Raw genomic sequence first — 23,048 nt, 5'->3', positions numbered from 1 at the left:
ACAAAGGTAATTAAGTAGTCCCATCCTGATTGGGTGGCGGATTTTAATCCGTCATCTCTGAGGTGAAGTCCTCAACGAGCCGGACGGGCTAATGCTGAACCCAGAGAACTAAGCGAAAAGATTCGTTAGAATCTTTGAGAGTATATCCTAATAGGGTGAAAGATGCGAAAGCATTTTTCATTTTCGAGACGAAGTCCTCAAAAAGCCGGACGGGCTAATGCTGAGTCCGAAAAACTAAGATAAAAGGTCACGAAGTGGCCTTTGAGAGGATACTCTCTCTAATAAAAAAATAAATTAAGAGGCAAGCTTTCGGGCTTGTCTTTTTTTGTGGAGATTTTTCATATACTATCAAAGTATTAATATAAATTTACTAGCATTTATAATTTGAAGCGATCTAATATTCAAATAATCTATAATCCTATATTGAAATATATCTTGATTTGAACAGAATCAAAAAGCCAAAGTAGTAATCGATTAATTATAATAAAATGATCTACTAGAGATAAAAAGATATGACCATGTTAAAAGATTTTATATTATTTAATTTATAAATTTAATGATACGGCTTTAAAAATACCATTTAAATGTAGAACTTTCTAGTTTCTTAGGAAAAATTATAATATCAAGCAAATTAATTGGAAAGATAAAGTCATGAATCTTAAATCTCATGGTTTATAGATAAAAAAGAAGAAGAAAAAACTAAGGTGGAATAGACTTACTATATAGATTTATAATTCGAGGATAATTAAAAAATTGTATAAACCATTTCTCATGATTTCAACTATACTATTATATTTAATAGATGGTTGTTTTTTATTTAATAAAATTCCTAAATCTATTGCAAATGATTTGCACTAGGTGTATAGATAATAACTATCGCAAACAATTTGCATATAGGAGGATATATGAAAAAGAATTTTAAAAGTTTATTTGTTGTATTTCTTCTTGCCCTAGTTTGTATGACTTCTTGTGGCAAGGAAGATAAAAATATAGAAAATACAGCTACTAACGAGCAAAACACAGAAGGTAAGAAGACTATTTATGCAAGCTTTTTTCCAGTAGCTGAATTTGTAAAGATGATTGGTGGCGATAAGTTTGAAGTTAAAACCATCATAAAAACGAGCGAGGAGCCACATTCCTTTGAGCTAACTAGTGATGCTATTAAAGAACTTCATGGAGCTGACCTTATAGCCTATAACGGAGCTGGCATGGAGTCATTTATTGATGATTTGAAGGCGAATATCAAGGATGATGATAAGTTTTTGGACCTTTCAGCTGGTCTTAACTTACTTGATTCTTCTAAGGAAGGATCTGACATGACTTCAATAAATCCTCATACTTGGCTTTCAATCAAAAATGCCAAAGTCATGGTTGATAATATTTATAGGAAATTATCTGCCATGGATCCAGAAAATGAAGGCTATTACAAGGAAAATTTGGACAAGGCCCTTGCTAAGTTCGATGAACTTGATAAGAAATTTGAAGATGGACTTTCTAATGTTAAGTCTCAAGATAAATATTTTGTAGTTTCTCATGCGGCCTTTAATTACCTAGCGGATGATTATAATCTTAAGCAAGTGGCTGTAACTGGGATTTCTCCAGACGAAGAGCCATCAGCCAAGGATCTCAAGACAATTGCAGACTTTGTGAAAGAAAAGAATATCAAGACGATTTTTTTTGAGGGCAAGGCTACACCAAAGGTTGCAGAAACCCTAGCAAAAAATACGGGCACAAAGACATCTACCCTCTATACTATGGAAAATCTAGATGATGATATGGTAGCTAAGGGATATGTTGGCCTAATTGAGGACAATCTCAAGGCCTTAGTAGAATCATTCAATGAATAATACAATATTAAAGGTAGAAAATCTTAGCTTTGCCTACGACAAAGACCTAATTCTTGATAGTATAAATTTTTGAAATAAAAGAGGGAGATTTCGTGGCCCTTGTTGGGGCAAATGGTGTCGGAAAATCTACTCTCCTAAAGTTAATTTTGGGAGAGCTAAAGGCAAAGGTTGGTCATATAGAAGTATTTTCCGATGATATTAGAAGAGATAGTCATTATAGGGATTTGGCTTACATATCTCAAAATGCTGTTACTTCCTACAGGAATTTCCCAACAACTATTGAAGAAGCAATCAAAATCCACATTTCCTACCAAAAAAAGAAAATAGACCCAAAAGATTTGATGGAAAGGCTAGGACTTTGGGGCCATAGAAATATGGCCCTAAGCGACTTGTCTGGTGGACAAATTCAAAGATTTGCCATAAGCCTGGCCCTTATAAAGGATGCAAGCTTAATTCTTTTAGATGAACCAACTACTGGAATTGATGAGGATTTTGCTAATGAATTTTTTAAAAGCTTGATTGCCCTTAAAGAAAGCGGCAAGACCATATTGATAATCACCCACCAGCTTGATATGGCAGGAGCCTATGTGGATTATGCTATTAGAATTAAGAGGGGTAAAGAAAAGATTATAAGCAAAAATGAGCTTAGTTTGTGAGGAAATATGCTAGATATATTAGAATATGAATTTATGCAAAGGGCTTTTATTGTTGGAGGGCTCTTGGCTTTGATTTTGCCATGCATGGGCCAATTAGTTCTTCTAAAGAGGCTTTCTATGATTGGAGATACTCTATCTCACTCATCTCTTGCAGGGCTTACTATTGGTCTTGCCTTTGGTTTTAGTCCAATCCTTGCGGCGATTATTGCTTGTCTTCTTGCAGGCTTATCTATAGAGCTTATTAGAAATAAATTAAAGGCCTATCAGGAGATTTCGACAGTAATAATTCTTGCAGCATCAATTGGTCTTGCTGGAATATTTTCATCCATGGTCAAAAACACCAATGCAATATCATCCTACTTATTTGGATCTATAGTGACCATCTCGGATGAGGAGTTTTATTTGGTAATAGGAGTTGCTATATTTGTACTTTTAGCCTATATGCTTTTGTACAAAAGCCTGTATCTAACTATTTTTGATCCTCAAGCGGCTAAGATTATGGGAATTAATGTAAGACTTATAAATATTTTTATAACTTTCTTAACGGCCATTGCAGTATCAATTTCAGCTAAGACAATAGGGTCTTTGATAGTATCATCAATCTTGGTTATACCCAGTATTTGTGCAATGCAATATGCTAAGACTTACAAAAATACGTTAATATTATCGATAGGATTCTCGATAATTTTTGTATTTTTAGGACTTATAATATCTTATTACCTAGACCTAAAACCAGGCTCAGTCATAGTATTGATATCTGTATTATGGTTAATAGCAAGTCTTTTTATAAAGAAAAAATAAAGGAGAAATAATGAAAAATAAGAAAAAATTAGGAAGAGCAGTCCTACTTGCTTGCCTATTTGCAACAAGCCTTAGCGCCTGCTCCCTATTTAAGAACAAAGAAGAAAAAACACTTGTAAATCAGCCAGTAAAAACAAGTCAAATAGGAAAATATGTGGCCCAAAAATCATCCATCAAAAAGGACAAGACTACAGAAGTCCTAGTGGATGCTGAAATAAAAAAAGAAGATATAGTAAAGATTGTAAAACACGGAGATCACTGGCATGTATTTACCAAGGATGGTAGAGAAAAGATAACCTATACCGATCCAAGCAAGATGGAAAGTATCAACAACTTTGACATGGTTAGTGTAGTAGGCAAGAGTCAGTTAAAAAATAAAGATGTAGTTGCAATTAAAAAGCACGATGACCATTACCATGTTTATTTAGCAGATGGAACAGAATATCTCACCTATGAAAACCCATCAGCTCTGTTTCCAAACATCCCAATTGGAACCTATGTAGGAAGTCACAGTTCACAAAACTCTAACTGGACTAAGGCAGAAAAGAGAGCCCAAAATATAAAAGTGAAAGAAAGACTTGAAAGAGATGATGAAAGAGTAATAAAAATTCTAAAACACGGAGACCATTACCATATTTATACATCAAAGGGCAATGAATTTGTAACTTACGAAGACCCAAGAGGCCTATATCCAAATGCATCATACGGAATTTATCAGGGTAGCCATGGCAATAGAAAAGAGATGATAGCCAAAATACTCAAAGAAGATAAGGAAAAGCAAGTAAAAAACAAGAGAAAAATAGTAGAAAAAAAACCAGAAAAACTACAAAAAGATAAGAAATTGATAAAGGTAGAAGATGAGAAGAAAACTCATAATGTAGTAAAAATCCTAAAACACGGTGACCACTACCATATCTATACAAAAGATGGAGATGAATATATAAGCTACACTAACCCTTCAAGCCTTTATCCAGATATCCCAATTGGTACTTATCACGGAAGCCATGGCGATGTAAATAAAGAAAAAAATAAAAAGCCAACTGATGATAAAAAAGAAAATCCTAAAAAACCAGACCAATATAGGCCGGGACAAACGGGAGCTTATAATAAATCAAGGATAGAAAACTTAAAAATAACCAATATCCTAGGCAAGGAAAAAGTTGACCGTTATGATATAGTTAAAATCCTAAAACACGGCGACCACTACCATATCTATGATTCCAAAGGTAGAGAAGGGGTAACTTATGAAAATCCTCAAGATATTTATCCAAAAGCAAACTTTGGTCAATATGAAGGAAGTCATGGAAATAATAAGGATGACAAAAAGGACTTCACTTGGCCAGAAGGCATCACAAAAATAATAGACCACGGTGACCATTGGCATCTCTACAGGGGAGATAAGGAAGTAGGAGTTGTAACAGAAAATCCAAAGTCTCATTACCCAGATGCCGAATATATCAATGATTCAAAAGACTATTCTCACGTAGAAGTAAATGATGGCGACCTATTTTCTTATGAAAGTGTCAAAGGCAAAAAAATAGCAGGTATAGAAAGAGTATTTGACGATAGGTTTAAACTTATGGAAAACTACGGAAAAATAACTGATGGCAAGGCAGCTTTCGGTCCAGGAGGTCAATATAAGGGGGGGCGATGTCTTCTATTGGCTTCACGGAGACCACTATCACTACCTAAGCATAAAAGATTTGATTAAAATGGAAAAGGCTGGAGAATTAGGCAATTTCACATCTAAAGATATAGTATCAACCCTAAAATACAAGATGGAAAATCCAGAAGTAGAAATAGGTAAAGACTATGACGACGAAAAATCAGAAATTTTAAGATATAATATAATAACATTTTTGAAAAGAGCCTACCCAGAATCCGATGTAAGCAATATCGAGCTAAACTTCTATGTATACGGGTCAGAAGATTTGGTCTTCCACATAAGTGACTTCGAAGAAGTAGATGGCAAAGTAGTCTACAAAAATGGAAATCTTCCAGTAATGAAAAAAGAAGAAAAAGATAAGTCAGATGGCAAAGAGCAAGAAGAGTCTTCAGAAGATAAGAAAGAAGATAATATTGAAAATAAGGAAGAAAAAGAAAGTAAGGATAAGGAAGAAAAGAAAGAAATAGATCCAGCAGAAAAACAAGAAAATTTAGAGAAAGCTCAAGATGGTTATGAAAACAAGGAAAAAGCAGAAATAGCTGCAAAAAAAGCCCTTGAAAGCGACTTTGCAAATAATGATTATGACATAATCCAAGGACCAAATGGTAGGTGGTTCTATAACTTGAAAGTGAGCTAAAACAAAAAAGCACTCGGCTATAAAAGTCTGAGTGCTTTTAACTTGGAAATTTTTAGAGAACATTAGATTTTGACCTTGACTTAACTAAGAAGATAGGCAAATTAATTTAAAAAAGTTAAAACTTTGCAATAATTATGTGATAATTTCTTACATAAATTCCTCAAAATCTAAAGTAAAAAAGCAAAAATATTCAAATTATTAAATAAAATCAAGAAAATAATTTAAAAATAAACTTTTGAAAATATATTTTGAAATAAAAAATGGAAGATAAGTCCTCCAAATGCCCTAAGCATACACTTGGTAACCATTTCACTTAACTTCTTTATCATGCTTGCAATTTATTGCGATATAGTATATAATTATTCACAACAAGGAGGAGGAAATGTTTAAGTACATAATTAAAAGAATCTTACAAGCTGTGGCAGTGTTGCTTCTTGTAACCTGTATAACTTTTTTTCTGATGAAATTAGTTCCAGGATCACCATTTGCAAGTGAGAAAATGCAATCACCAGAGGTACTAGAAGCTTTGAACAAAAAGTACGGCTTGGATGAACCTTATTTGGTTCAACTTAAGAAATTTATTGTAAATGCAGCCAAGGGAGAGTTTGGAGTATCTTTGAAGATGCAAAAAGACAGACCTGTTATTGATATTATAAAAGAGATGCTTCCAACTAGTGTTAAGTTAGGACTTATTGCTCTCTTATGGGCGACTCTTGTGGGAGTTCCTTTAGGATCTCTTGCAGCCTACCATAGGGATGAGGGACTCGATTCCTTCCTAAGAGTTCTAACAACCATAGGAATTTCTGCACCAGGTTTTGTTGTAGCTACACTTTTACTTTTACTATTTGGAGTTAAGTTAAAAGTTCTACCAACTATGGGTCTTGATAGCTGGAAATCTTACATAATGCCTTGCTTTTCTCTAGGATTTTATCCTATGTGTTATATAGCAAGACTTTCAAGATCTTCTATGCTAGATGCTATCGGACAAGATTATATAAGGACTGCCAGAGCTAAGGGAGTTTCAGAAAGGAAGGTTTTGTTTAAGCATGCTTTAAAGAATGCTTTTATACCAGTTCTCACCTATCTAGGACCTCTCACAGCTGGAATTATTACAGGGTCTATGGTAGTTGAGTCAGTGTTTTCTGTCCAAGGACTTGGAAGATACTTTATAAACTCAGTTCTAAATAGAGACTATCCGATAATTATGGCGACAACTTTGTTTTTTGCCTTTATGGTTATAGTTATGAATCTCGTAGTAGACATACTCTACACCTTCATAGACCCAAGGATAGACTTGAGTAAGGGAGAATGATATGGATAATATTTTATCATTAAATAAAAAATTAAAATTAGAAGACTTTGACCTAAGCTCAGATGATTTCGAGCTTGCAAGTGAAAGTCAAAAGGAAAATTTTATAAGTAAAGCGCCATCAACTTCCTACTTCCAAGATGCGAAAAGAAGACTTAAGGCAAACAAAGTGGCCATGATATCCTTAGGATTTCTGATAATCATTTTTATCTTTGCCTTCCTAGGACCACTCTTTGTAGAAGGAGATTACACGACCCAGTTTAGGGGAGATGAGAATCTTTTTCCTTGTCTCAAATATCCTTTTGGAACAGATAAGCTAGGTAGAAATATTATGGTTCGTACAATGTATGGAACAAGAGTTTCTCTCATAGTTGGAGTCTTTGCTTCACTGATAGTTTTAATCATTGGGACTATTTACGGTTCTATTTCAGGATATTTCGGAGGAAAAGTAGATGCGGTGATGATGAGAATCTTAGATTTGATTTATTCTATACCAGATGTCCTGGTAGTAATATTATTATCTATAGGAATATCTCAACCACTCAAATCATATGTAAACTCATCTACTTCAGACTTCGCCAAGAAAGTCGGAGTCCTGGGACCTGCTCTTATATCGATATTTATTGCTTTCGCCCTACTCTATTGGGTAGGAACGGCGAGGATTATAAGAGGACAAGTACTAATGCTCAAGAAACAAGAGTTCGTAACAGCAGTCGAGGCCTTGGGAGGATCAAAGAGAAGGATTATAAGAAGGCACCTTTTCCCAAACTGTATAGGCCAAGTCATAGTAATGACAGCCATGCAAATACCTTCTGCGATTTTCCTAGAGTCCTTCTTATCATTCTTAGGTATAGGAGTTTCAGCTCCTATGACATCTCTTGGAGCTCTTGCAGCAGATGCCTTGGGAGGAATTTACTCCTATGCTTACAGGCTAATCCTTCCTTCATTGATATTATCTCTTATGTTTTTATCCTTGAACGTGTTCGCAGATGGACTAAGAGATGCCCTAGATCCAAGGCTTAAAAAGTAGGTTATTATGGAAAATTTAGATAAAGAAATGTTAAAAATTGAGGACTTGAGTATTTCCTTCTACACTCCGGTAGGAGAGGTAAAGGCGGTAGATTCTATTAGCTACACCCTCCATGAGAATGAAATCATGGGGATTGTTGGAGAATCAGGTTCTGGTAAATCAGTAGAAAGTTATGGGATTATGGGACTTTTACAAAGTCCAGGCAAGGTAAAAAACGGGAAGATCCTATACAAGGGAGAAAATGTCCTAGACTATGACAAAAAACAAATGTCATCTTTTAGGGGAGCTAAGTGCTCCATGATCTTCCAAAATCCGATGACCTGCCTTAACCCAGTTTATACTATAGGTAACCAGCTTATGGAAGCTGTCCTAGTTCACAAGGACAAAAGCAAGAAAGAAGCCTATGATTTGGCAGTGGAAATGCTAGATCTTGTAGGAATTTCAAATCCAGAAAGACGAATGAAACAATACCCTCACGAACTTTCTGGAGGTATGAGACAGAGAGTTATGATTGGGATGGGGCTGATTTGTAAGCCCGATATCCTTATAGCAGATGAGCCAACTACAGCCCTAGACGTTACAATCCAGGCTCAGATTCTTGAACTTATCAAAGATATACAAGAAAAAAATAGGATGAGCGTAATTTTTATCACTCACAATCTGGCTGTAGTTGCTCAAATATGTGACACGGTTAGTGTAATGTATGCAGGAAGAATTGTAGAGCAGGGGAGTGTTGACGATATATTCTATAGGCCAAGCCATCCTTATACCAAGGGCCTTCTTAAATCTATGCCAAGGATTGACGTAGATGATAAGACAAGGCTTGAAAGTATCAAGGGAGTGCCAGTAGATATGCTAAATCCACCAGAAGGATGTGGATTTTCTACAAGATGTGAGTCATGTATGAATATCTGCCTAAGAAAAGAACCTCCTATGATTGAACTAGGAGATGGACACAGGTCCAAGTGCTTCCTTCATGTAAAGGAGCTTTTAAATGCAAGATGAGAAATTATTAATAGTAAATAATCTAGTAAAACACTTTACAGTTTCTACAAGCTTTAACAATACGGCGAAAGTCCACGCAGTCGATGATGTATCGTTTTTTATAAACAAGGGAGAGACCCTAGGAATTGTAGGAGAGTCCGGTTGTGGTAAGACTAGTCTGGGAAGGACAATTCTTAGACTACACGAACCAACTAGTGGACAGATCATCTATGATGGTGAGACGATTTTTGATAGTGATAAAGATATTAAGGCTGATATGTATAAGTTGAGGAGAAAGATGCAAATAATCTTCCAAGACCCATCAGCTTCCCTAGATCCTAGGATGACAGTAGCTGAAATTGTTGGAGAGGCCTTGGACATCCATGGACTTTACAAAAAAAACAGGAGGGACAGAATCAATGAACTGTTAAGGAAGGTAGGACTAAACGAGGAGCATTCCAATAGGTATCCTCACGAGTTTTCGGGAGGCCAACAGCAAAGGATAGGAATAGCAAGAGCCCTTGCGGTAGAGCCAGAATTTATAGTCTGTGACGAGCCCATAAGTGCCCTTGACGTATCGATCCAAGCACAAATTGTAAACATGCTCCAAGACATGCAAAAAGACAGCGGGCTTACATATATGTTCATAGCCCATGACCTATCGGTAGTCAAACATATTTCGGATAGGATAGGCGTTATGTATTTGGGAAAGATGGTAGAGCTAGTAGATAGCGAAAGGCTATACGAAAATCCTCTCCATCCATATACTCAGTCACTTCTTACAGCAATCCCAATACCAGATCCAGAAAAGACAAGATCTATGGAAAGGATTAAACTAAAAGGAGAAGTCCCATCAGCAATCAATCCACCAAAAGGATGTAGATTCCACGAAAGATGCTTGTATGCTACAGATATTTGTAAGAGTAAAGAACCTGAATTTAAAGAGTATGAAAGTGGCCACTTTGCAAGTTGCCACAATATAGGAGAATTTTAAAATGAAAGCAAAGAGTAAATTATTAATAGGCTTACTGAGCTTGTCAATGATATTTTCTGCCTGCGGTGGAAATAATGATAAGGCAAGTGATGGAAATGATAACAACCAAGCAGTAGTAAATGAAGAAGAAGGAAAGAAGGACGGAGTCCTAGACATCAACATAGCAAGCGAGCCTGACTCAATAGACCCAGCCCTCAACACTTCAGTAGATGGAGCTATTATGATATCCCACCTATTCGAATCTCTAATCAGATGGGATGACGATGGGGAAGGTAATGCAGTCCTTAAACCTGGTATAGCAGAAAGCTGGGAAGTATCAGATGACGGTTTGACCTGGACCTTCAAGCTAAGAGATGCCAAGTGGTCTGACGGAAAAGATATTACAGCAGATGACTTCGTATATTCTTGGAACAGACTAGTAGATCCTGCTACAGGAGCAGACTATGAGTATATGCTAGATATGGTAAAGGGTTATGATGAGAAAAAGCTCGATATCTCTGCACCAGATCCAAAAACATTTGTAGTTAATCTTAATGTAAAATGTCCATACTTCGAAGAAATCTGTGCCTTCCCTGCAGTAATGCCAGTGAGAAAAGACATCATCGAAGCTAACAAAACTTGGACAAATAGCCCAGAAACCCTAGTATCTAATGGAGCTTATAAGCTAGAAAAATGGGACCACAACTCTACTTTATCTATGGTCAAAAACCCAGAATACTACGATCAAGACTCAGTTAAGGCAGAAAAGCTAGCTTTCCACCTTCAAGATGACCAAAATGCAATCTATGCTTCTTATAGGTCAGGAGACTTGGACTTCATAAACTCAGTTCCACAAGAAGAAATTCAAAAACTTCTAGATACAAAAGAACTTAAGATCAAACCATATGTTGGAACATACTTCGTATGCTTCAATACTGAAAAAGAACCATTCAACGATCCAAAAGTTAGAAAGGCCTTCTCTCTAGCAATAGATAGAAACTTCATCGTAAACCAAGTTACAGGCCAAGGTCAAGAGCCAGCTACAGCCTACGTTCCATCTGGAGTATATGATGCCAAGGGAGCTGAAGGAGATGACTTTAGAACAGTTGGTGGAGATTATTACTCTATAAATGACGAAGATTACGAGAAAAATATCGAAGAAGCTAAGAAGCTAATGGAAGAAGCAGGCTACAAAGATGGCGAAGGCTTCCCACAAATCGATTACTTGTATAACACTGATGAAAACCACAAGGCTATAGCAGAAGCCCTACAAAATATGTGGCAAGAAAATCTAGGTGTACAAGTTAACCTACAAAACCAAGACTGGAATGTATTCCTCAAAGAAAGAAAAGAAGGAAACTACAACATAGCAAGACACGGTTGGATAGCAGATTATAACGATCCAATGAGCTTTATAGATATGTGGCTAACAGGCGGTGGAAATAACGACGCTCAATACAAAAACCCAGAGTTCGACAATTACGTAAAAGCTGCCAAAGCAACATCAGATCCAGACGAAAGAATGGAAAATATGCACAAGGCTGAAGATATTCTTATAGGAGAAGATAACGTAGTTGCACCATTATACTTCTACAACAACTCTTATATGATGAAACCAAACATCAAAGGCCTATACTACACACCACTAGGATACTTCTTCTACAAAGGTGCAGAAGGATTCTAAGATAAACAGTTTTCCCTCCAAAAACTGCCCTGCAGGTTAATCCCACAGGGCAGTTTTACTTTACGAATTTTATTATTTAGTTTTTTCTTTTTCCTCTTCCTTATTTCCGAATATGAAAGAAAGCTTAGTTTCTGAAATTATAATCGCTATAAAGATCATGATAAAGCCAATAATTGAATTAACAGTTAGCTTTTCTATTCCTAGCATTACTGGAATTAGAATACCAAAGACTGATTCAAAACCTAGGATAATTGCTGCTGACGATTCGTCTGTGTACTTTTGACCTATATTTTGTAGAAGTAGGGCAACTGTTGTACAGAAAATCGCAAGATAAGCAAGCTCTAGGTATGGTCCATTGCCATTAACTACGATATTTGAGTTATCTTCCATAGTGAAGGTCACGATTGCTGCTACAATGGCTGCAGAGGTGAATTGGAAGATTGTCATAAGTATTGGGTCTTTCCCTTCAGATAAGACACTTACAGCAACTATGTGGGCTGCAAAGAGGAAACCACTTAGTAGGGCAAGGCCGTCTCCAAGAAGCATTTCCTTATCAGCATCGAATATTGATGTTCCAGGTTCTACTCCAGATTTGGATATAAAATAAATACCGATTACTGCGATAATCGCTGCAGCTATGTTAAACTTATCTGGCCTAACTTTAGTTACAGCCCAGGCTAGAAAAGGAACTATTACACAATATGATGCTGAAAGAAAGGCGCTCCTACCAGGATCCGCGTATGTTACTCCCAAAGTCTGAGATGAATAAGCCATAAAGAGGAAGACTCCTATGATAAGTCCAATCTTAAGATCGTGCTTACTAGATTCTCTAATTTTCTTGTGAAATATAATAGCAAGAATTATTGCTGACAAACCGAACCTAATCATCAAAATAAAGTTAGGATTAAAGGTATCGGATGTTTGCTTAACAACTGTTAGGGAAGAACCCCAAAGTATGGCCGTAATCAAAAGACCTAATTTGGCCAAAAGATCGGTCTTCTTGCTCTTTTTTTGTTTTTCCATCATTTCTCCTTGTCTTTTAGTTCGAATAAGGTTGACTCTATGTTTATACCCGAATATTAGAATTTTGCATAAAAAATCTTAAGAAAAATTGAAAATTCTTCAAAACTTACCAAAATTTTGAATAAAACGAAGAAGTAAATATAAAAAATAATTAAATTTGTAAAAATATATATATTTGAATACTAATTAAAAAACAGTATCATAGTAAAGTGGAGGAATTATGAATAAAAAAATTATTAGAATAATGTTAGCCTATGTAGGCGTAATCACAGGAGCAGGACTTGCATCAGGCCAAGAGCTTATGCAGTATTTTGTTTCTATGGGTATTCCTGGCATAGTCGGAGTAGTAGTACTCGCGTTTTTACATATGTTAATAGGAGGACTCCTACTTCAACTCGGTAGCCATTATTTGGCAAATGACCATTCGGAAGTTTTTGATGAGATTACAAACAAAGTTATAAGTAAATTTATGGACTTATCTTTGATATTTACTTGCTTTGTAATAGGTTTTGTAATGATTGCAGGAGCAGGTTCAAACTTAAACCAGGCCTTTGGCACACCAAATTGGTTGGGAGCTGTGATTTGTACGGTGCTAATTATAGTTGTAGGCATGCTAGATTTTGAGAAAGTTAGCCAGATTATAGGATCTTTTACTCCGTTAATCCTAGTCTTTACCCTAATCGCTTCAATCTACACCTTTATCCACTTCACACCAGACTGGAAAAGCCTAGATCTTGTGGCAAGGAGTCTACCAAGCAACTTCTCAAGTGTTACTCTTTCCTTATTTAACTATTTTGGAATGTCAATAATGACTGCTGTATCTATGGCCCTAGTTTTAGGTGGAGATGAGCTTAATACAGGTGAAGCAGGTAGAGGAGGCCTTGTAGGAGGGCTCCTAGTAGGAATATTGGGAATTCTTATTGTTCTTACTTTGTTTATAAGAATAGAAGAAGTAAAAGATCTCGATATACCAATGCTTTATGTAATAGAAGATATAAGTCCAATCCTTGGAACTCTCATGGCTGTAGTAATATTTGGTATGATCTTTAACACGGGAATTTCTCTTTTCTACGCCTTGGCTCGTAGATTTTCTGGAGGAGAAGAGAGGAAGTTTAAGATTCTTCTCGTGACTATAACCCTTGCAGGATTTATCCTAAGTTTTGGAGGATTTAAAAAGCTTGTTTCAGTATTTTACCCAATCATAGGTTATGCTGGAATCATCATGCTAGTTGTTTTACTTTTCGCTTATCATAAGGAAAGAACTTCTATCAAGTACGAAAATATCAGAAGATTTGCCATCAATCACTATATGAGAAAGAAACTAGATGAAGATATGGAATATACAAAAGAAGATAAGGAAAAACTCAAAAGACTTATAGAAAGAAGTCATATAGAAAATAAGGATATGATAGAAAAATCTGAAGAAGCCGTTCAAGAAATCTTGGACGAAGAAAATGAAGAATAAGATAAATTAATTTGAATTTAGGGGAAGCTATAAGAGAGGATAGCCTCCTCTATTTTATTTGCGAAAGGGATTCTTCCTCAAGATATAAAAATATTTGATCAATTCTTGGATTATTAACATGCCATTTAGCATATACACACTTATAAGATTGTTTTCTTCTAGTAAAGAGCTCCATCGAGCCCCTCTAGCAAAGATAAAGGCTGAGACTAGTATTATAAGGACTTCTATTAGAAATGAAGTTAGGTTAATCTTTAACCTTTCTTTGATCGTAATATCTAGTTCGATTTCTTTATTTAAAAATATTATTGGAAGCCAAGCTAGAACTATTAGTAGGATTATCTTTGAATTAGCTATTGGAAAATAATTTATAACTAAGTTTATCAAAAGAAATACGGCGCTGATTGCTAGTAAGATTCTCTCCTTAACAAGATCTTTTCTCATAAAACCTCCTTTTTCTTCTATTAAATATCTACCCAAGACTTTTGATTTAAAATAAAAGTTTAATTTGCTTGTAAGGCTAAATTATTTCGACAAAATTGGGTATAAGTATTATATAAAATGTTATAATGAGGACTTATGGGAAAATATACAGATGACGCGAAGCTTTTGCATCAATATATTGGAGGAGATAGTAATATCTCATCAGTTACGCATTGTGTTACCAGAATGCGTTTTGTGCTAAATGATCCTAAGAAGGCCGATGTGAAAAAAATCGAAGATTTACCTTCAGTTAAGGGATCTTTCACCCAGGCTGGCCAATTTCAGGTTATTATTGGAAACGATGTAGATGAGTTTTATAATGACTTTATGGCTATATCAAACGCTACAGAAAAGAGTAAGGATGATGTGAAGAAGGATGCTGTGAAAAATCAGAACGCCCTCCAAAGGGTATCTTCAGTCCTTGCAGAAATCTTTGCGCCTTTGATTCCAGCAATTATCGTAGGTGGTTTGCTCTTAGGTTTTAGAAATATTCTTGGAGAGATGCCTTTTGATAGTCTTGGAGGAAAGACCATTGTAGAGACTTCTGTTTTTTGGAATGGGGTAAATGACTTCTTGTGGCTTATATGTGAAGCGATTTTCCATTACTTGCCAGTAGGAATCACCTGGTCTATCACAAGGAAGATGGGCACAACCCAAATTCTTGGAATTGTTCTAGGTATCTGTTTGATTTCACCTAACCTACTTGCCAACGCTTATTCAATAGCTGGCGGAGGAGAGATTCCGGTTTGGGACTTTGGATTTTTCACTATAGAAAGAATAGGCTACCAAGCCCAGGTAATCCCAGCCATGCTTGCAGGCTTCCTCTTGGTTTATCTTGAAAGATTCTTTAAGAAGGTCATCCCTCAAGCAATATCTATGATTTTTGTTCCCCTATTTTCACTAATACCAACAGTACTTTTAGCTCACCTAGTCTTAGGTCCTATTGGTTGGAAGATAGGCTCATTAATCTCTGCTGGAGTATATAGTGGCTTGACCTCAGCCTTTAACTGGCTTTTTGCGGCAGTCTTTGGCTTCTTATATGCGCCACTTGTTATTACAGGACTTCACCATATGACAAATGCAATAGACCTACAGCTTGCAAATGACTTCGGTGGAACAATCCTTTGGCCAATGATTGCTCTATCAAACATTGCCCAAGCATCAGCAGTAGTAGCTATAATCTACCTACACAAAAAGGACGAGAGGGAGAAACAAATCTCAGTTCCAGCAGCAATTTCTGCCTATCTTGGAGTTACAGAGCCAGCTTTATTTGGTATCAATATCAAATACGGCTTCCCATTTATAGCGGGAATGATTGGATCTGCCCTAGCAGCAGTATTTTCTGTATCAACTTCAACCATGGCCTACAATATAGGTATAGGTGGACTTCCTGGAATACTTTCAATCATGGGAGGATCTAGGTTAAACTTCGCCATAGCCATGGTAATTGCTATAGTTGTTCCTGTAATACTAACTGTGGTATTTGAAAAGAAGAATATGTTTCATAACAAGATAGAATTTAAGACACCAAGTTTTAGCTAGGAGTTTATATGAATTTAGGAAAACAAGTAATCTACCAGGCTTATCCTAGAAGCTTTAAGGATAGTTCGGGTAATGGTATAGGAGACCTTAAGGGGATTAGCCAAAAGGTTGATTATCTTAGAAAGCTTGGAGTAGATATGGTCTGGCTCAATCCTTTCTTTATCTCTCCACAAAATGACAACGGCTACGACATAGCAGATTATTACCATGTGGACCCTGTCTTTGGGACTGACGAGGACCTAGATAATCTAATCGCAGAATTTGACAAGGCAAATATTAAACTCATGTTTGATATGGTTTTAAACCACACATCGACAGAGCATGAGTGGTTTAAGAAGGCCCTAGCTGGAGATGAAAAGTATCAGAATTTCGATTATATAAGAGAAGGAAAAGACGGATCATATCCTACAAATTGGCAGTCCAAATTTGGTGGTCCTGCCTGGAATGAGTTTGGAGATAGTGGAAAATACTATCTTTGTCTCTATGATAAGACCCAAGCTGACCTTAATTGGCACAATCCTGATCTTAGGGAAGAGCTTTATAAGATCGTAAACTATTGGATTGATAAGGGGATCGGAGGATTTAGATTTGACGTCTTAAATGTAATAGGTAAAAGTCAAATCTTAGAAGACTCTTCAGGAGACATAAGCGAGGAGAAAAAACTCTACACTGACACTCCTATAGTTCATAAGTGGATCAGAGAGCTAAACAAACACACTTTCGGCAAAAATCCCGAGATAATTACAGTAGGAGAGATGAGCTCGACTGATATAGAAAATTCTATCATGTACTCAGCAGCCGAAGGCGACGAGCTTTCCATGATATTTAGCTTCCACCATCTCAAGGTAGACTACAAGGATGGGGATAAGTGGACTGACATGGACTTTGATTTTATGAAATTAAAGGAAATCCTAAACAAATGGCAGAAGGGTCTCCAAGATGGGGGCGGTTGGAATGCTCTTTTCTGGAACAATCATGACCAGCCAAGGGCCAATAACAGATTTGGAGATGTTAAAAACTATCCAAAAGAAACTGCCACCATGCTTGCCCAAACCATCCACATGATGAGAGGAACTCCTTATATCTACCAGGGAGAAGAAATCGGCATGACAGATCCTGACTTTTCTTCAATTGATGATTACAAGGATATTGAAAGCATAAATGCCTACAAGGACCTAATAGAAAAAGGCAAAAGCCCTGAAGAAGCCCTAAATATCATAAAGAGAAAATCTAGAGATAATTCTAGAACTCCTATGCAATGGGATGAATCAGAAAATGCTGGCTTTACGACAGGAACTCCTTGGATAGGGGTAAATGATAATTATAAGGAAATAAACACGGCAAAGGCCCTAGAGGATAAGGACTCAGTTTTCTATTATTACAAGAAGCTAATAGAATTAAGAAAGGAAGAGCCAATAATATCCGATGGTCTCTACTTCCCAATCCTAGAAGATGATCCTCATATCTTCGCTTATATCAGAGAACATGAGGGAGAAGTGCTAATCAATATGAATAACTTCTCTGGTGAAAATGTTAAGGTTAATTTAGAAGAAATCTTAGAATATTACGATAAGTTCGAATATCTCTTAGGAAACTATGGAGAAAGAAAAGTAGAAAAAGAAATAGAATTTGCTCCTTACGAGAGCCTTGCTCTTATAAAGAGAATATAAAAAAGCCCCGGCTGGGGCTTTTAATTTGCTCTTATTCTTGGGATAGGGCCTTTACTGGATCTTTTTTAGCTGCAATGCTTGATGGGATAATTCCTGCGATTAGGGTAAGTCCTACAGAAATTAATACCAGTATTAGACCTGCCTTGGCTGGAAGGAAGGCTCTGATTTCTTCTATCCCACTCATATTTTGGATTAGCTTTGATAAGGGGATATTTATTAGCATGCTAGCTCCGATTCCTATTAGACCTGACAAGAGACCTATTATAAAGGTTTCAGATAGGAAGACTTTTCTTATATCCTTCTTGCTTGCTCCGATTGATCTTAGAATTCCAATCTCCTTCACCCTTTCAAGAACGGAAATATAGGTGATTATTCCAATCATTATGGACGAAACTACAAGACTTACTCCGACAAAGGCTATCAAAAGATAAGAGATGGCGGAGATTATTTGAGTAATTGATGAGGAGATTAGACCGATATAGTCTGTGTAGGCAATCTTCTCATTTTCACTCTTACCCTCGTTATATTCTTTGATGAAGTCCTTGATCTTATTTCTATTTTCAAAGTTTTCAACATAGATTGAGATATCTGATGGGGCATCTTTGGATACTAGACCGAATTTTTCTAGATTTTTGTTATAGGTCGCATCTTTTAGGAACTCATCGTATATGTCGAGATATAGATTCTTGTCGTTTTTATCAAGGGCATAATCTATTAGAGCCCTATTGTTATCTTTGTTTTCTTGATTTTCCGCAAGGGCCATAGGGTTCTTACTTTGAATTTCCTTAGTCTTTTCGCTTAGCTCATCCATAAGCTCTGGCTTATTTCTCATCAGATAAGTGTTTACCTTCATTTCTTCCTTGCTATCGAGGTTTTCTAGGAAGGATTTTCCTATATTTTGTTTCTCCTCATCGCTTCCTGCCTTGAAGGGAAGGTTATTGAGGATGTTTTTGTCTTTATTCGCAAGTTGGGCCTGGGCTATTTCTGAATCTTCTACATGTTTTATAAGAAGGTCAGTCAAATCTTTGGAGTAGGCTAGAGGAGAGTCGATGATTTTATTGTCGTCATTGGTCTTTTTTCTAGCTATTCCTACGATTTTGGCACTTATGGCCTTGTCAATTAATTCCTTTTTCTTAGCTTCATCATCACTTATATCTAGGAAGGAATCTCCAGACTTTTCATAATAATCTGATCCTGTAAGGATCTTGTACTCATGACCTATGATATCTTTTGGGCTAAGTCTTGCTTCTTTAAGGTCGATTTTCTCCTTGTTATCAAGTTTTGCTAAGATATCCTTGTAGTCCTTGCTAGGTAAAAGTCCTATTTCATAGAGGGTTTGGGTCATGATCTCGTTATTATAATCTGTAAAAAGAACTAGGTCTGTGGCTTCCTTCGGCCAGCTTCCTTCAATTATCTCATAATCATCAGTAATCATCTTTGAAACTTCACCGTCTTCACCTGTTATAAGCTCAGTAAAGTTTTTGTTTGAAGATTGGGGCTTTAGGAGATTTGCCATGAAGTTATCTTCTCTTTCTTCAAATTCTGACCCGTCAGTATTAATTAAATCTCCTTTTGGGTCTTTGGTGAAGATATCAAAGTTCGTATCATAGGAATAGGTCACGAAATTGCCACCTATTTCGTCACTTAGTTTCTCTTTATTATCTTCCATATATTTCTTGAAAGGAGTGAGGTTGTTTTCGCTGTAGGAAGCAGAAAGCTCGCTTCTTCTTTTAAGAATCATATTGTTGGCTAAGACGTCTTTTGTTGAATTTGCCTTATCTTCCTTTTCTGGAGGACTTAGGATATTGTCGAGATTTAAGGACTCCTTTTGGATTTGTATAGGATAGGACTTTAGAGCATTTCTCTGACTTTCTTCTATGAAGTCATCCGCTCCCTTTGATATAGAAATTATTAGGGCAATTCCTATAATTCCAATAGATCCCGCAAAGGCGGTAAGGATTGTCCTTGCCTTCTTGGTCAAGAGATTGTTGAAGGAGAGGTTAAGGGCTTGTTTTATTCCTAAATTTAGCCTTCTTGTCTTAAAATTTTCCTCATCAGTTTTTTCCTCATAAGGGTCAGAATCATCAAAGATCACCCCATCTCTGATTTTGACAATCCTAGTAGAGTATTTCTCGGCAAGTTCTGGGTTATGGGTAACCATTATGACCAGTCTGTCCTTAGCTATTTGTTTAAGTAAATCCATAATCTGCTTTGATGTATTGGTATCTAAAGCTCCCGTTGGCTCGTCAGCTAGGACGATTTCAGGATTGTTTACCAAGGCACGGGCTATGGCGACTCTTTGCATCTGTCCACCAGATAGTTCGGCCGGTTTCTTGTAGATATGATCTTTGAGGCCTACCTTATCGAGGGCTTCTATGGCACGCTTTTTCCTATCTTCTTTCTTTACGCCGGAAAGAGTTAGGGCAAGCTCTACATTTGAAAGGATCGTTTGATGACTTATGAGGTTGTAGGATTGGAAGATAAAACCAACCGAAACATTTCTATAATAATCCCAATCAGAATCCTTGAAGTTTTTGGTGGACTTGCCATCAATTAAGAGGTCTCCTGAAGTGTACTTATCAAGCCCTCCTATGATATTGAGAAGGGTAGTCTTTCCACCACCACTTCGTCCTAAGATTGAGACGAATTCATTTTTCCTAAAGGAAATCGAAACATCGTCTAAGGCCTTCTGTTCGAAGTCGCCTGTCTTATATATTTTTGTGATATTTTTAAGTTCTAACATATTTCCTCTTTTCTATAGGAATATTTATACCCTAATTGTAAAGGCCTTCAAATTAATGTACACTAAGTAATGAACGATTATGAGAGAGACTGATGAATTATTTATTTATAAAGAAAATTCAATAGAAAATATAAAGAAAAGCCTTCCTTTTTATAAGAAGTTAGCTATTAATTTCTTGGCAATCGATATGGGAAAATTCATAAATGATGATTATTTGACAGAGATCTTTTCCATCAATGAATCCTTGAAGAAGGAAGGTATGGGACTTATGCTTAGGATAGATTTATTAATTTTATCCCAAAAGCTCCTCGATTCGAAAGTAGATGATCTAACTTGGAAAAATACCAAGGTCAAAAGGGCAGGGCTCTCATTCCTAAACTTCCTTGTCAAAAGAGGCATTGCTGCCTTTGACTTTTTGAATTTATCAAAGATGCTAGATAATAGAAATTTCTTGAAGGGAATAAGAGAAATTAATAAAAATGTTCGTCACTTAAACGAAGATGTGGTTACCACGGGACTAATAGATAAACCTAAGATTATAAGCTACCTTTCTTCTAATGGTAAGACTGACTTTTCTTTCATCAAATCTAAGATAGATTATCTTAAGATAGAAGATATGAATTCTTTTTATGAAACTGGCCCAATCCTTGCTAAGACTTTTGATAATTTCTCAAACAAATTCTCAAATAATTTTGCTTACTTTAGCATGGCTCAGAAAATTTCTAATATCATTATCCTAAAAGGTCCCATTTATTTGGAAAGTAAGGATATAGATTTTGAAATGGAGGGACCCTTTTATAAGCTCTCTTCCTATATGGAAAATCTTTCTATAATAAGAGAAGAAAATAAGTCTTTGAAAAAGGGAGATTTCCTTGAGATTTTCAAGAAAGATAGGGATACCCTTTCCTATATTAGAAGTTATAAAAATGAAAAAGCACTTGTAATTAATAATCTAAGCCAAAAGGAATTTCTCCTACCTATTTCTATGTATCTGGCAGATTATTCCTCATACAAACTCGCTTTGGGAAATTACGGTCAAAGAAAGATGGTAGATAATCTTCTCCTTAGGCCCTTCGAAACCTTAATTTTTGTAAAAAAATAAATTAGCCTTTAAATTTTCTAGCAAAATGATATGATATTTGATAAATAAAAATATAGGAGGAAATATGAAATTAATTTCGTTAATAATTACGATAGCCCTATTTTTTCTCTTAGGAAAAATGAAAGAAAAAAATATTTCTTTTGGTAAGAGGGTGATATTGGCGGCTGTCTTGGGTCTGGTCTTAGGATATTTATTTGCTGGATCAACTGAATATGTGGCAATTTTTGGAAAAGTATATATAAGATTATTATCAGCCATGGTAATACCACTCTTATTTGCTACCATTATAAGAACGACCCTAAACACAGGATCTTTGGGTAAGCTTAGAAGCGTAGGACTAAAGTCTGTGGGAATCTTAAGTCTCCACAATGTATTAGGATCTACAATTGGTCTTATCCTTGCTGTTATTTTCTCAATTGGTAAGGGAGCGAATATCCCTTTGCCAGAAGCAAGCGAAGTTAAGGAAGTGCCTACTGTTGCAGAGACTATTACCAACTTCTTCCCATCAAACATAATCTCAAACGCAGGTGATGGTATGGTAATTCCTGTGATAATATTCTCTATCCTTGTTGCAATAGCTGCTCTTAAGCTAGTTGATAAGGGAGAAGGGGAGAAAGTTACGGCCTTTAAGGACTTTATCAATTCCTTTGCAGAGATAATCTATGAGCTAACAAGCATGATTACAAGTCTCACACCCTTTGCTGTCCTATCTCTAATGGCAGAAGCTGTATCAAAGATTGACTATGAAGCGGTTAAGCCACTTCTACTAATCTTAGTCTTAAACTATGTAGCAAGTGCCATTCACTCATTTATCACGACAGGAGCTCTTGTTTCTATTTTTGCTAAGGTAAATCCAGTTAAGTACTTCAAAAACGCATGGCCAGTTCAAGTAGTCGGTTTTACCACTCAATCATCAATGGGATCTCTTCCAGTAAATATGGAAAATCTTGAGAAGACTCAAGGAGTATCAGAAGATGTAGCATCATTTGTCGCTCCTCTTGGTGCAACTATGGGTATGCCTGGTTGTGCAGGATTTTGGCCAGTGATGAATGCTGTTCTTACAATAAATGTTATGGGACTTGACTTTGGAGGATTCGACTATGTTAAGCTCGTCCTAATAGCCCTTCTAGTTTCCCTAGGAACTGTCGGTGTACCAGGAACAGCTACTATAGCAACTACTGCAGTCTTTGCTGCTATGGGTCTACCTCTAGAGATGGTTGTCCTCTTAGCGCCAATCTCTTCTCTTGCAGATATGGGAAGGACATCAACAAATGTTGTTGCAGCCAACTCTTCTGCTCTAATAGTTGCAGCAAGTGAAGGAAAACTAAATAGAGAAGTATTTAATAGCTAAAGAGATCTTCTAGATTTATTTATCTAATAAGCTCATTTGCTAAGGCCCGGCTTCTGCTGGGTCTTTTATTGTAAAAAAATATAAT

Annotated in this window: 18 protein-coding genes; 15 read left to right on the top strand and 3 right to left on the bottom strand. The window is 36.3% G+C overall.

The window, feature by feature from the left end; all coding sequences use genetic code 11:
* Positions 1 to 905: 905 nt before the first annotated feature.
* The 10 genes from MRZ08_RS03395 (at position 906) to MRZ08_RS03350 (ending at position 11,587) form a co-directional block, all read left to right on the top strand.
* Positions 906 to 1,847 carry a metal ABC transporter substrate-binding protein gene (locus MRZ08_RS03395; protein WP_297379242.1) on the top strand — a complete coding sequence of 314 codons (942 nt, stop codon included), beginning with the start codon at positions 906 to 908 and terminating at the stop codon, positions 1,845 to 1,847.
* A gap of 92 nt (positions 1,848 to 1,939) precedes the next feature.
* The gene (locus tag MRZ08_RS03390) at positions 1,940 to 2,503 is read left to right on the top strand and encodes an ATP-binding cassette domain-containing protein (protein ID WP_297379240.1); all 564 of its coding nucleotides are present in this window, start codon (positions 1,940 to 1,942) and stop codon (positions 2,501 to 2,503) included.
* Positions 2,504 to 2,509: 6 nt separating this feature from the next.
* A complete protein-coding gene (locus MRZ08_RS03385; RefSeq protein WP_297379238.1) occupies positions 2,510 to 3,304 on the top strand; it encodes a metal ABC transporter permease in 795 nt (264 codons plus the stop codon).
* A gap of 10 nt (positions 3,305 to 3,314) precedes the next feature.
* Entirely contained in the window at positions 3,315 to 5,015 is a 1,701-nt protein-coding gene (locus MRZ08_RS03380; RefSeq protein WP_297379236.1) for a hypothetical protein, read from the top strand.
* Position 5,016: 1 nt separating this feature from the next.
* A complete protein-coding gene (locus tag MRZ08_RS03375; protein WP_297379234.1) occupies positions 5,017 to 5,607 on the top strand; it encodes a DUF5633 domain-containing protein in 591 nt (196 codons plus the stop codon).
* A gap of 382 nt (positions 5,608 to 5,989) precedes the next feature.
* Positions 5,990 to 6,919, top strand: a complete 930-nt coding sequence (locus tag MRZ08_RS03370) for an ABC transporter permease (RefSeq protein WP_297379232.1) — start codon at positions 5,990 to 5,992, stop codon at positions 6,917 to 6,919.
* 1 nt (position 6,920) lies between these two features.
* Positions 6,921 to 7,946, top strand: coding sequence for an ABC transporter permease (locus MRZ08_RS03365; protein ID WP_297379230.1), 1,026 nt, complete (start codon positions 6,921 to 6,923; stop codon positions 7,944 to 7,946).
* Positions 7,947 to 7,952: 6 nt separating this feature from the next.
* Complete coding sequence (locus MRZ08_RS03360) at positions 7,953 to 8,951, top strand: ABC transporter ATP-binding protein (RefSeq protein WP_297379228.1); 999 nt, start codon at positions 7,953 to 7,955, stop codon at positions 8,949 to 8,951.
* Complete coding sequence (locus MRZ08_RS03355; protein ID WP_297379226.1) at positions 8,941 to 9,924, top strand: ABC transporter ATP-binding protein; 984 nt, start codon at positions 8,941 to 8,943, stop codon at positions 9,922 to 9,924. Before MRZ08_RS03360 ends, MRZ08_RS03355 begins: the two co-directional genes overlap by 11 nt.
* Before the next feature lies 1 nt (position 9,925).
* The gene (locus MRZ08_RS03350; protein ID WP_297379224.1) at positions 9,926 to 11,587 is read left to right on the top strand and encodes a peptide ABC transporter substrate-binding protein; all 1,662 of its coding nucleotides are present in this window, start codon (positions 9,926 to 9,928) and stop codon (positions 11,585 to 11,587) included.
* Between the two features lie 72 nt (positions 11,588 to 11,659).
* On the opposite strand, the gene MRZ08_RS03345 is transcribed toward MRZ08_RS03350, so the two are convergent.
* The gene (locus tag MRZ08_RS03345; protein ID WP_297379222.1) at positions 11,660 to 12,610 is read right to left on the bottom strand and encodes a DMT family transporter; all 951 of its coding nucleotides are present in this window, start codon (positions 12,608 to 12,610) and stop codon (positions 11,660 to 11,662) included.
* 220 nt (positions 12,611 to 12,830) lie between these two features.
* On the opposite strand from MRZ08_RS03345, the gene MRZ08_RS03340 reads away from it, so the two are divergent.
* A complete protein-coding gene (locus MRZ08_RS03340) occupies positions 12,831 to 14,075 on the top strand; it encodes a hypothetical protein (protein ID WP_297379220.1) in 1,245 nt (414 codons plus the stop codon).
* Between the two features lie 54 nt (positions 14,076 to 14,129).
* Here MRZ08_RS03340 and MRZ08_RS03335 read toward each other — a convergent pair whose 3' ends face one another.
* Positions 14,130 to 14,516 carry a hypothetical protein gene (locus tag MRZ08_RS03335; RefSeq protein WP_297379217.1) on the bottom strand — a complete coding sequence of 129 codons (387 nt, stop codon included), beginning with the start codon at positions 14,514 to 14,516 and terminating at the stop codon, positions 14,130 to 14,132.
* 135 nt (positions 14,517 to 14,651) lie between these two features.
* Between MRZ08_RS03335 and treP the strand changes: the two genes are divergently transcribed.
* On the top strand, positions 14,652 to 16,097 hold the full coding sequence (gene treP, locus MRZ08_RS03330; RefSeq protein WP_297379214.1) for a PTS system trehalose-specific EIIBC component: 1,446 nt from the start codon (positions 14,652 to 14,654) through the stop codon (positions 16,095 to 16,097).
* 8 nt (positions 16,098 to 16,105) lie between these two features.
* Entirely contained in the window at positions 16,106 to 17,767 is a 1,662-nt protein-coding gene (treC, locus tag MRZ08_RS03325; RefSeq protein ID WP_297379212.1) for an alpha,alpha-phosphotrehalase, read from the top strand.
* Positions 17,768 to 17,798: 31 nt separating this feature from the next.
* On the opposite strand, the gene MRZ08_RS03320 is transcribed toward treC, so the two are convergent.
* Entirely contained in the window at positions 17,799 to 20,510 is a 2,712-nt protein-coding gene (locus MRZ08_RS03320) for an ATP-binding cassette domain-containing protein (protein ID WP_297379210.1), read from the bottom strand.
* Positions 20,511 to 20,589: 79 nt separating this feature from the next.
* Here MRZ08_RS03320 and MRZ08_RS03315 point away from each other — a divergent pair, with 79 nt between their 5' ends.
* Entirely contained in the window at positions 20,590 to 21,612 is a 1,023-nt protein-coding gene (locus MRZ08_RS03315) for a hypothetical protein (RefSeq protein WP_297379208.1), read from the top strand.
* Between the two features lie 64 nt (positions 21,613 to 21,676).
* Positions 21,677 to 22,963, top strand: coding sequence for a dicarboxylate/amino acid:cation symporter (locus MRZ08_RS03310; RefSeq protein ID WP_297379206.1), 1,287 nt, complete (start codon positions 21,677 to 21,679; stop codon positions 22,961 to 22,963).
* Positions 22,964 to 23,048: the final 85 nt, after the last annotated feature.

Origin of the sequence: Anaerococcus sp. (genome assembly GCF_022770135.1) — a bacterium.
Classification (GTDB): Bacteria; Bacillota; Clostridia; order Tissierellales; family Peptoniphilaceae; genus Anaerococcus.
Note: the sequence above shows the minus strand (reverse complement) of the source record. Positions and strands in the feature narration are given on the sequence as shown.

What these genes read in the sequence shown, in the direction of transcription:
- MRZ08_RS03395 (WP_297379242.1), top strand. Translation starts at nt 906, where the DNA reads ATGAAAAAGAATTTTAAAAGTTTATTTGTTGTATTTCTTCTTGCCCTA.
- MRZ08_RS03385 (WP_297379238.1), top strand. Translation starts at nt 2,510, where the DNA reads ATGCTAGATATATTAGAATATGAATTTATGCAAAGGGCTTTTATTGTT.
- MRZ08_RS03380 (WP_297379236.1), top strand. Translation starts at nt 3,315, where the DNA reads ATGAAAAATAAGAAAAAATTAGGAAGAGCAGTCCTACTTGCTTGCCTA.
- MRZ08_RS03375 (WP_297379234.1), top strand. Translation starts at nt 5,017, where the DNA reads ATGGAAAAGGCTGGAGAATTAGGCAATTTCACATCTAAAGATATAGTA.
- MRZ08_RS03370 (WP_297379232.1), top strand. Translation starts at nt 5,990, where the DNA reads ATGTTTAAGTACATAATTAAAAGAATCTTACAAGCTGTGGCAGTGTTG.
- MRZ08_RS03365 (WP_297379230.1), top strand. Translation starts at nt 6,921, where the DNA reads ATGGATAATATTTTATCATTAAATAAAAAATTAAAATTAGAAGACTTT.
- MRZ08_RS03360 (WP_297379228.1), top strand. Translation starts at nt 7,953, where the DNA reads ATGGAAAATTTAGATAAAGAAATGTTAAAAATTGAGGACTTGAGTATT.
- MRZ08_RS03355 (WP_297379226.1), top strand. Translation starts at nt 8,941, where the DNA reads ATGCAAGATGAGAAATTATTAATAGTAAATAATCTAGTAAAACACTTT.
- MRZ08_RS03350 (WP_297379224.1), top strand. Translation starts at nt 9,926, where the DNA reads ATGAAAGCAAAGAGTAAATTATTAATAGGCTTACTGAGCTTGTCAATG.
- MRZ08_RS03345 (WP_297379222.1), bottom strand. Translation starts at nt 12,610, where the DNA reads ATGGAAAAACAAAAAAAGAGCAAGAAGACCGATCTTTTGGCCAAATTA.
- MRZ08_RS03340 (WP_297379220.1), top strand. Translation starts at nt 12,831, where the DNA reads ATGAATAAAAAAATTATTAGAATAATGTTAGCCTATGTAGGCGTAATC.
- MRZ08_RS03335 (WP_297379217.1), bottom strand. Translation starts at nt 14,516, where the DNA reads ATGAGAAAAGATCTTGTTAAGGAGAGAATCTTACTAGCAATCAGCGCC.
- treP (WP_297379214.1), top strand. Translation starts at nt 14,652, where the DNA reads ATGGGAAAATATACAGATGACGCGAAGCTTTTGCATCAATATATTGGA.
- treC (WP_297379212.1), top strand. Translation starts at nt 16,106, where the DNA reads ATGAATTTAGGAAAACAAGTAATCTACCAGGCTTATCCTAGAAGCTTT.
- MRZ08_RS03320 (WP_297379210.1), bottom strand. Translation starts at nt 20,510, where the DNA reads ATGTTAGAACTTAAAAATATCACAAAAATATATAAGACAGGCGACTTC.
- MRZ08_RS03315 (WP_297379208.1), top strand. Translation starts at nt 20,590, where the DNA reads ATGAGAGAGACTGATGAATTATTTATTTATAAAGAAAATTCAATAGAA.
- MRZ08_RS03310 (WP_297379206.1), top strand. Translation starts at nt 21,677, where the DNA reads ATGAAATTAATTTCGTTAATAATTACGATAGCCCTATTTTTTCTCTTA.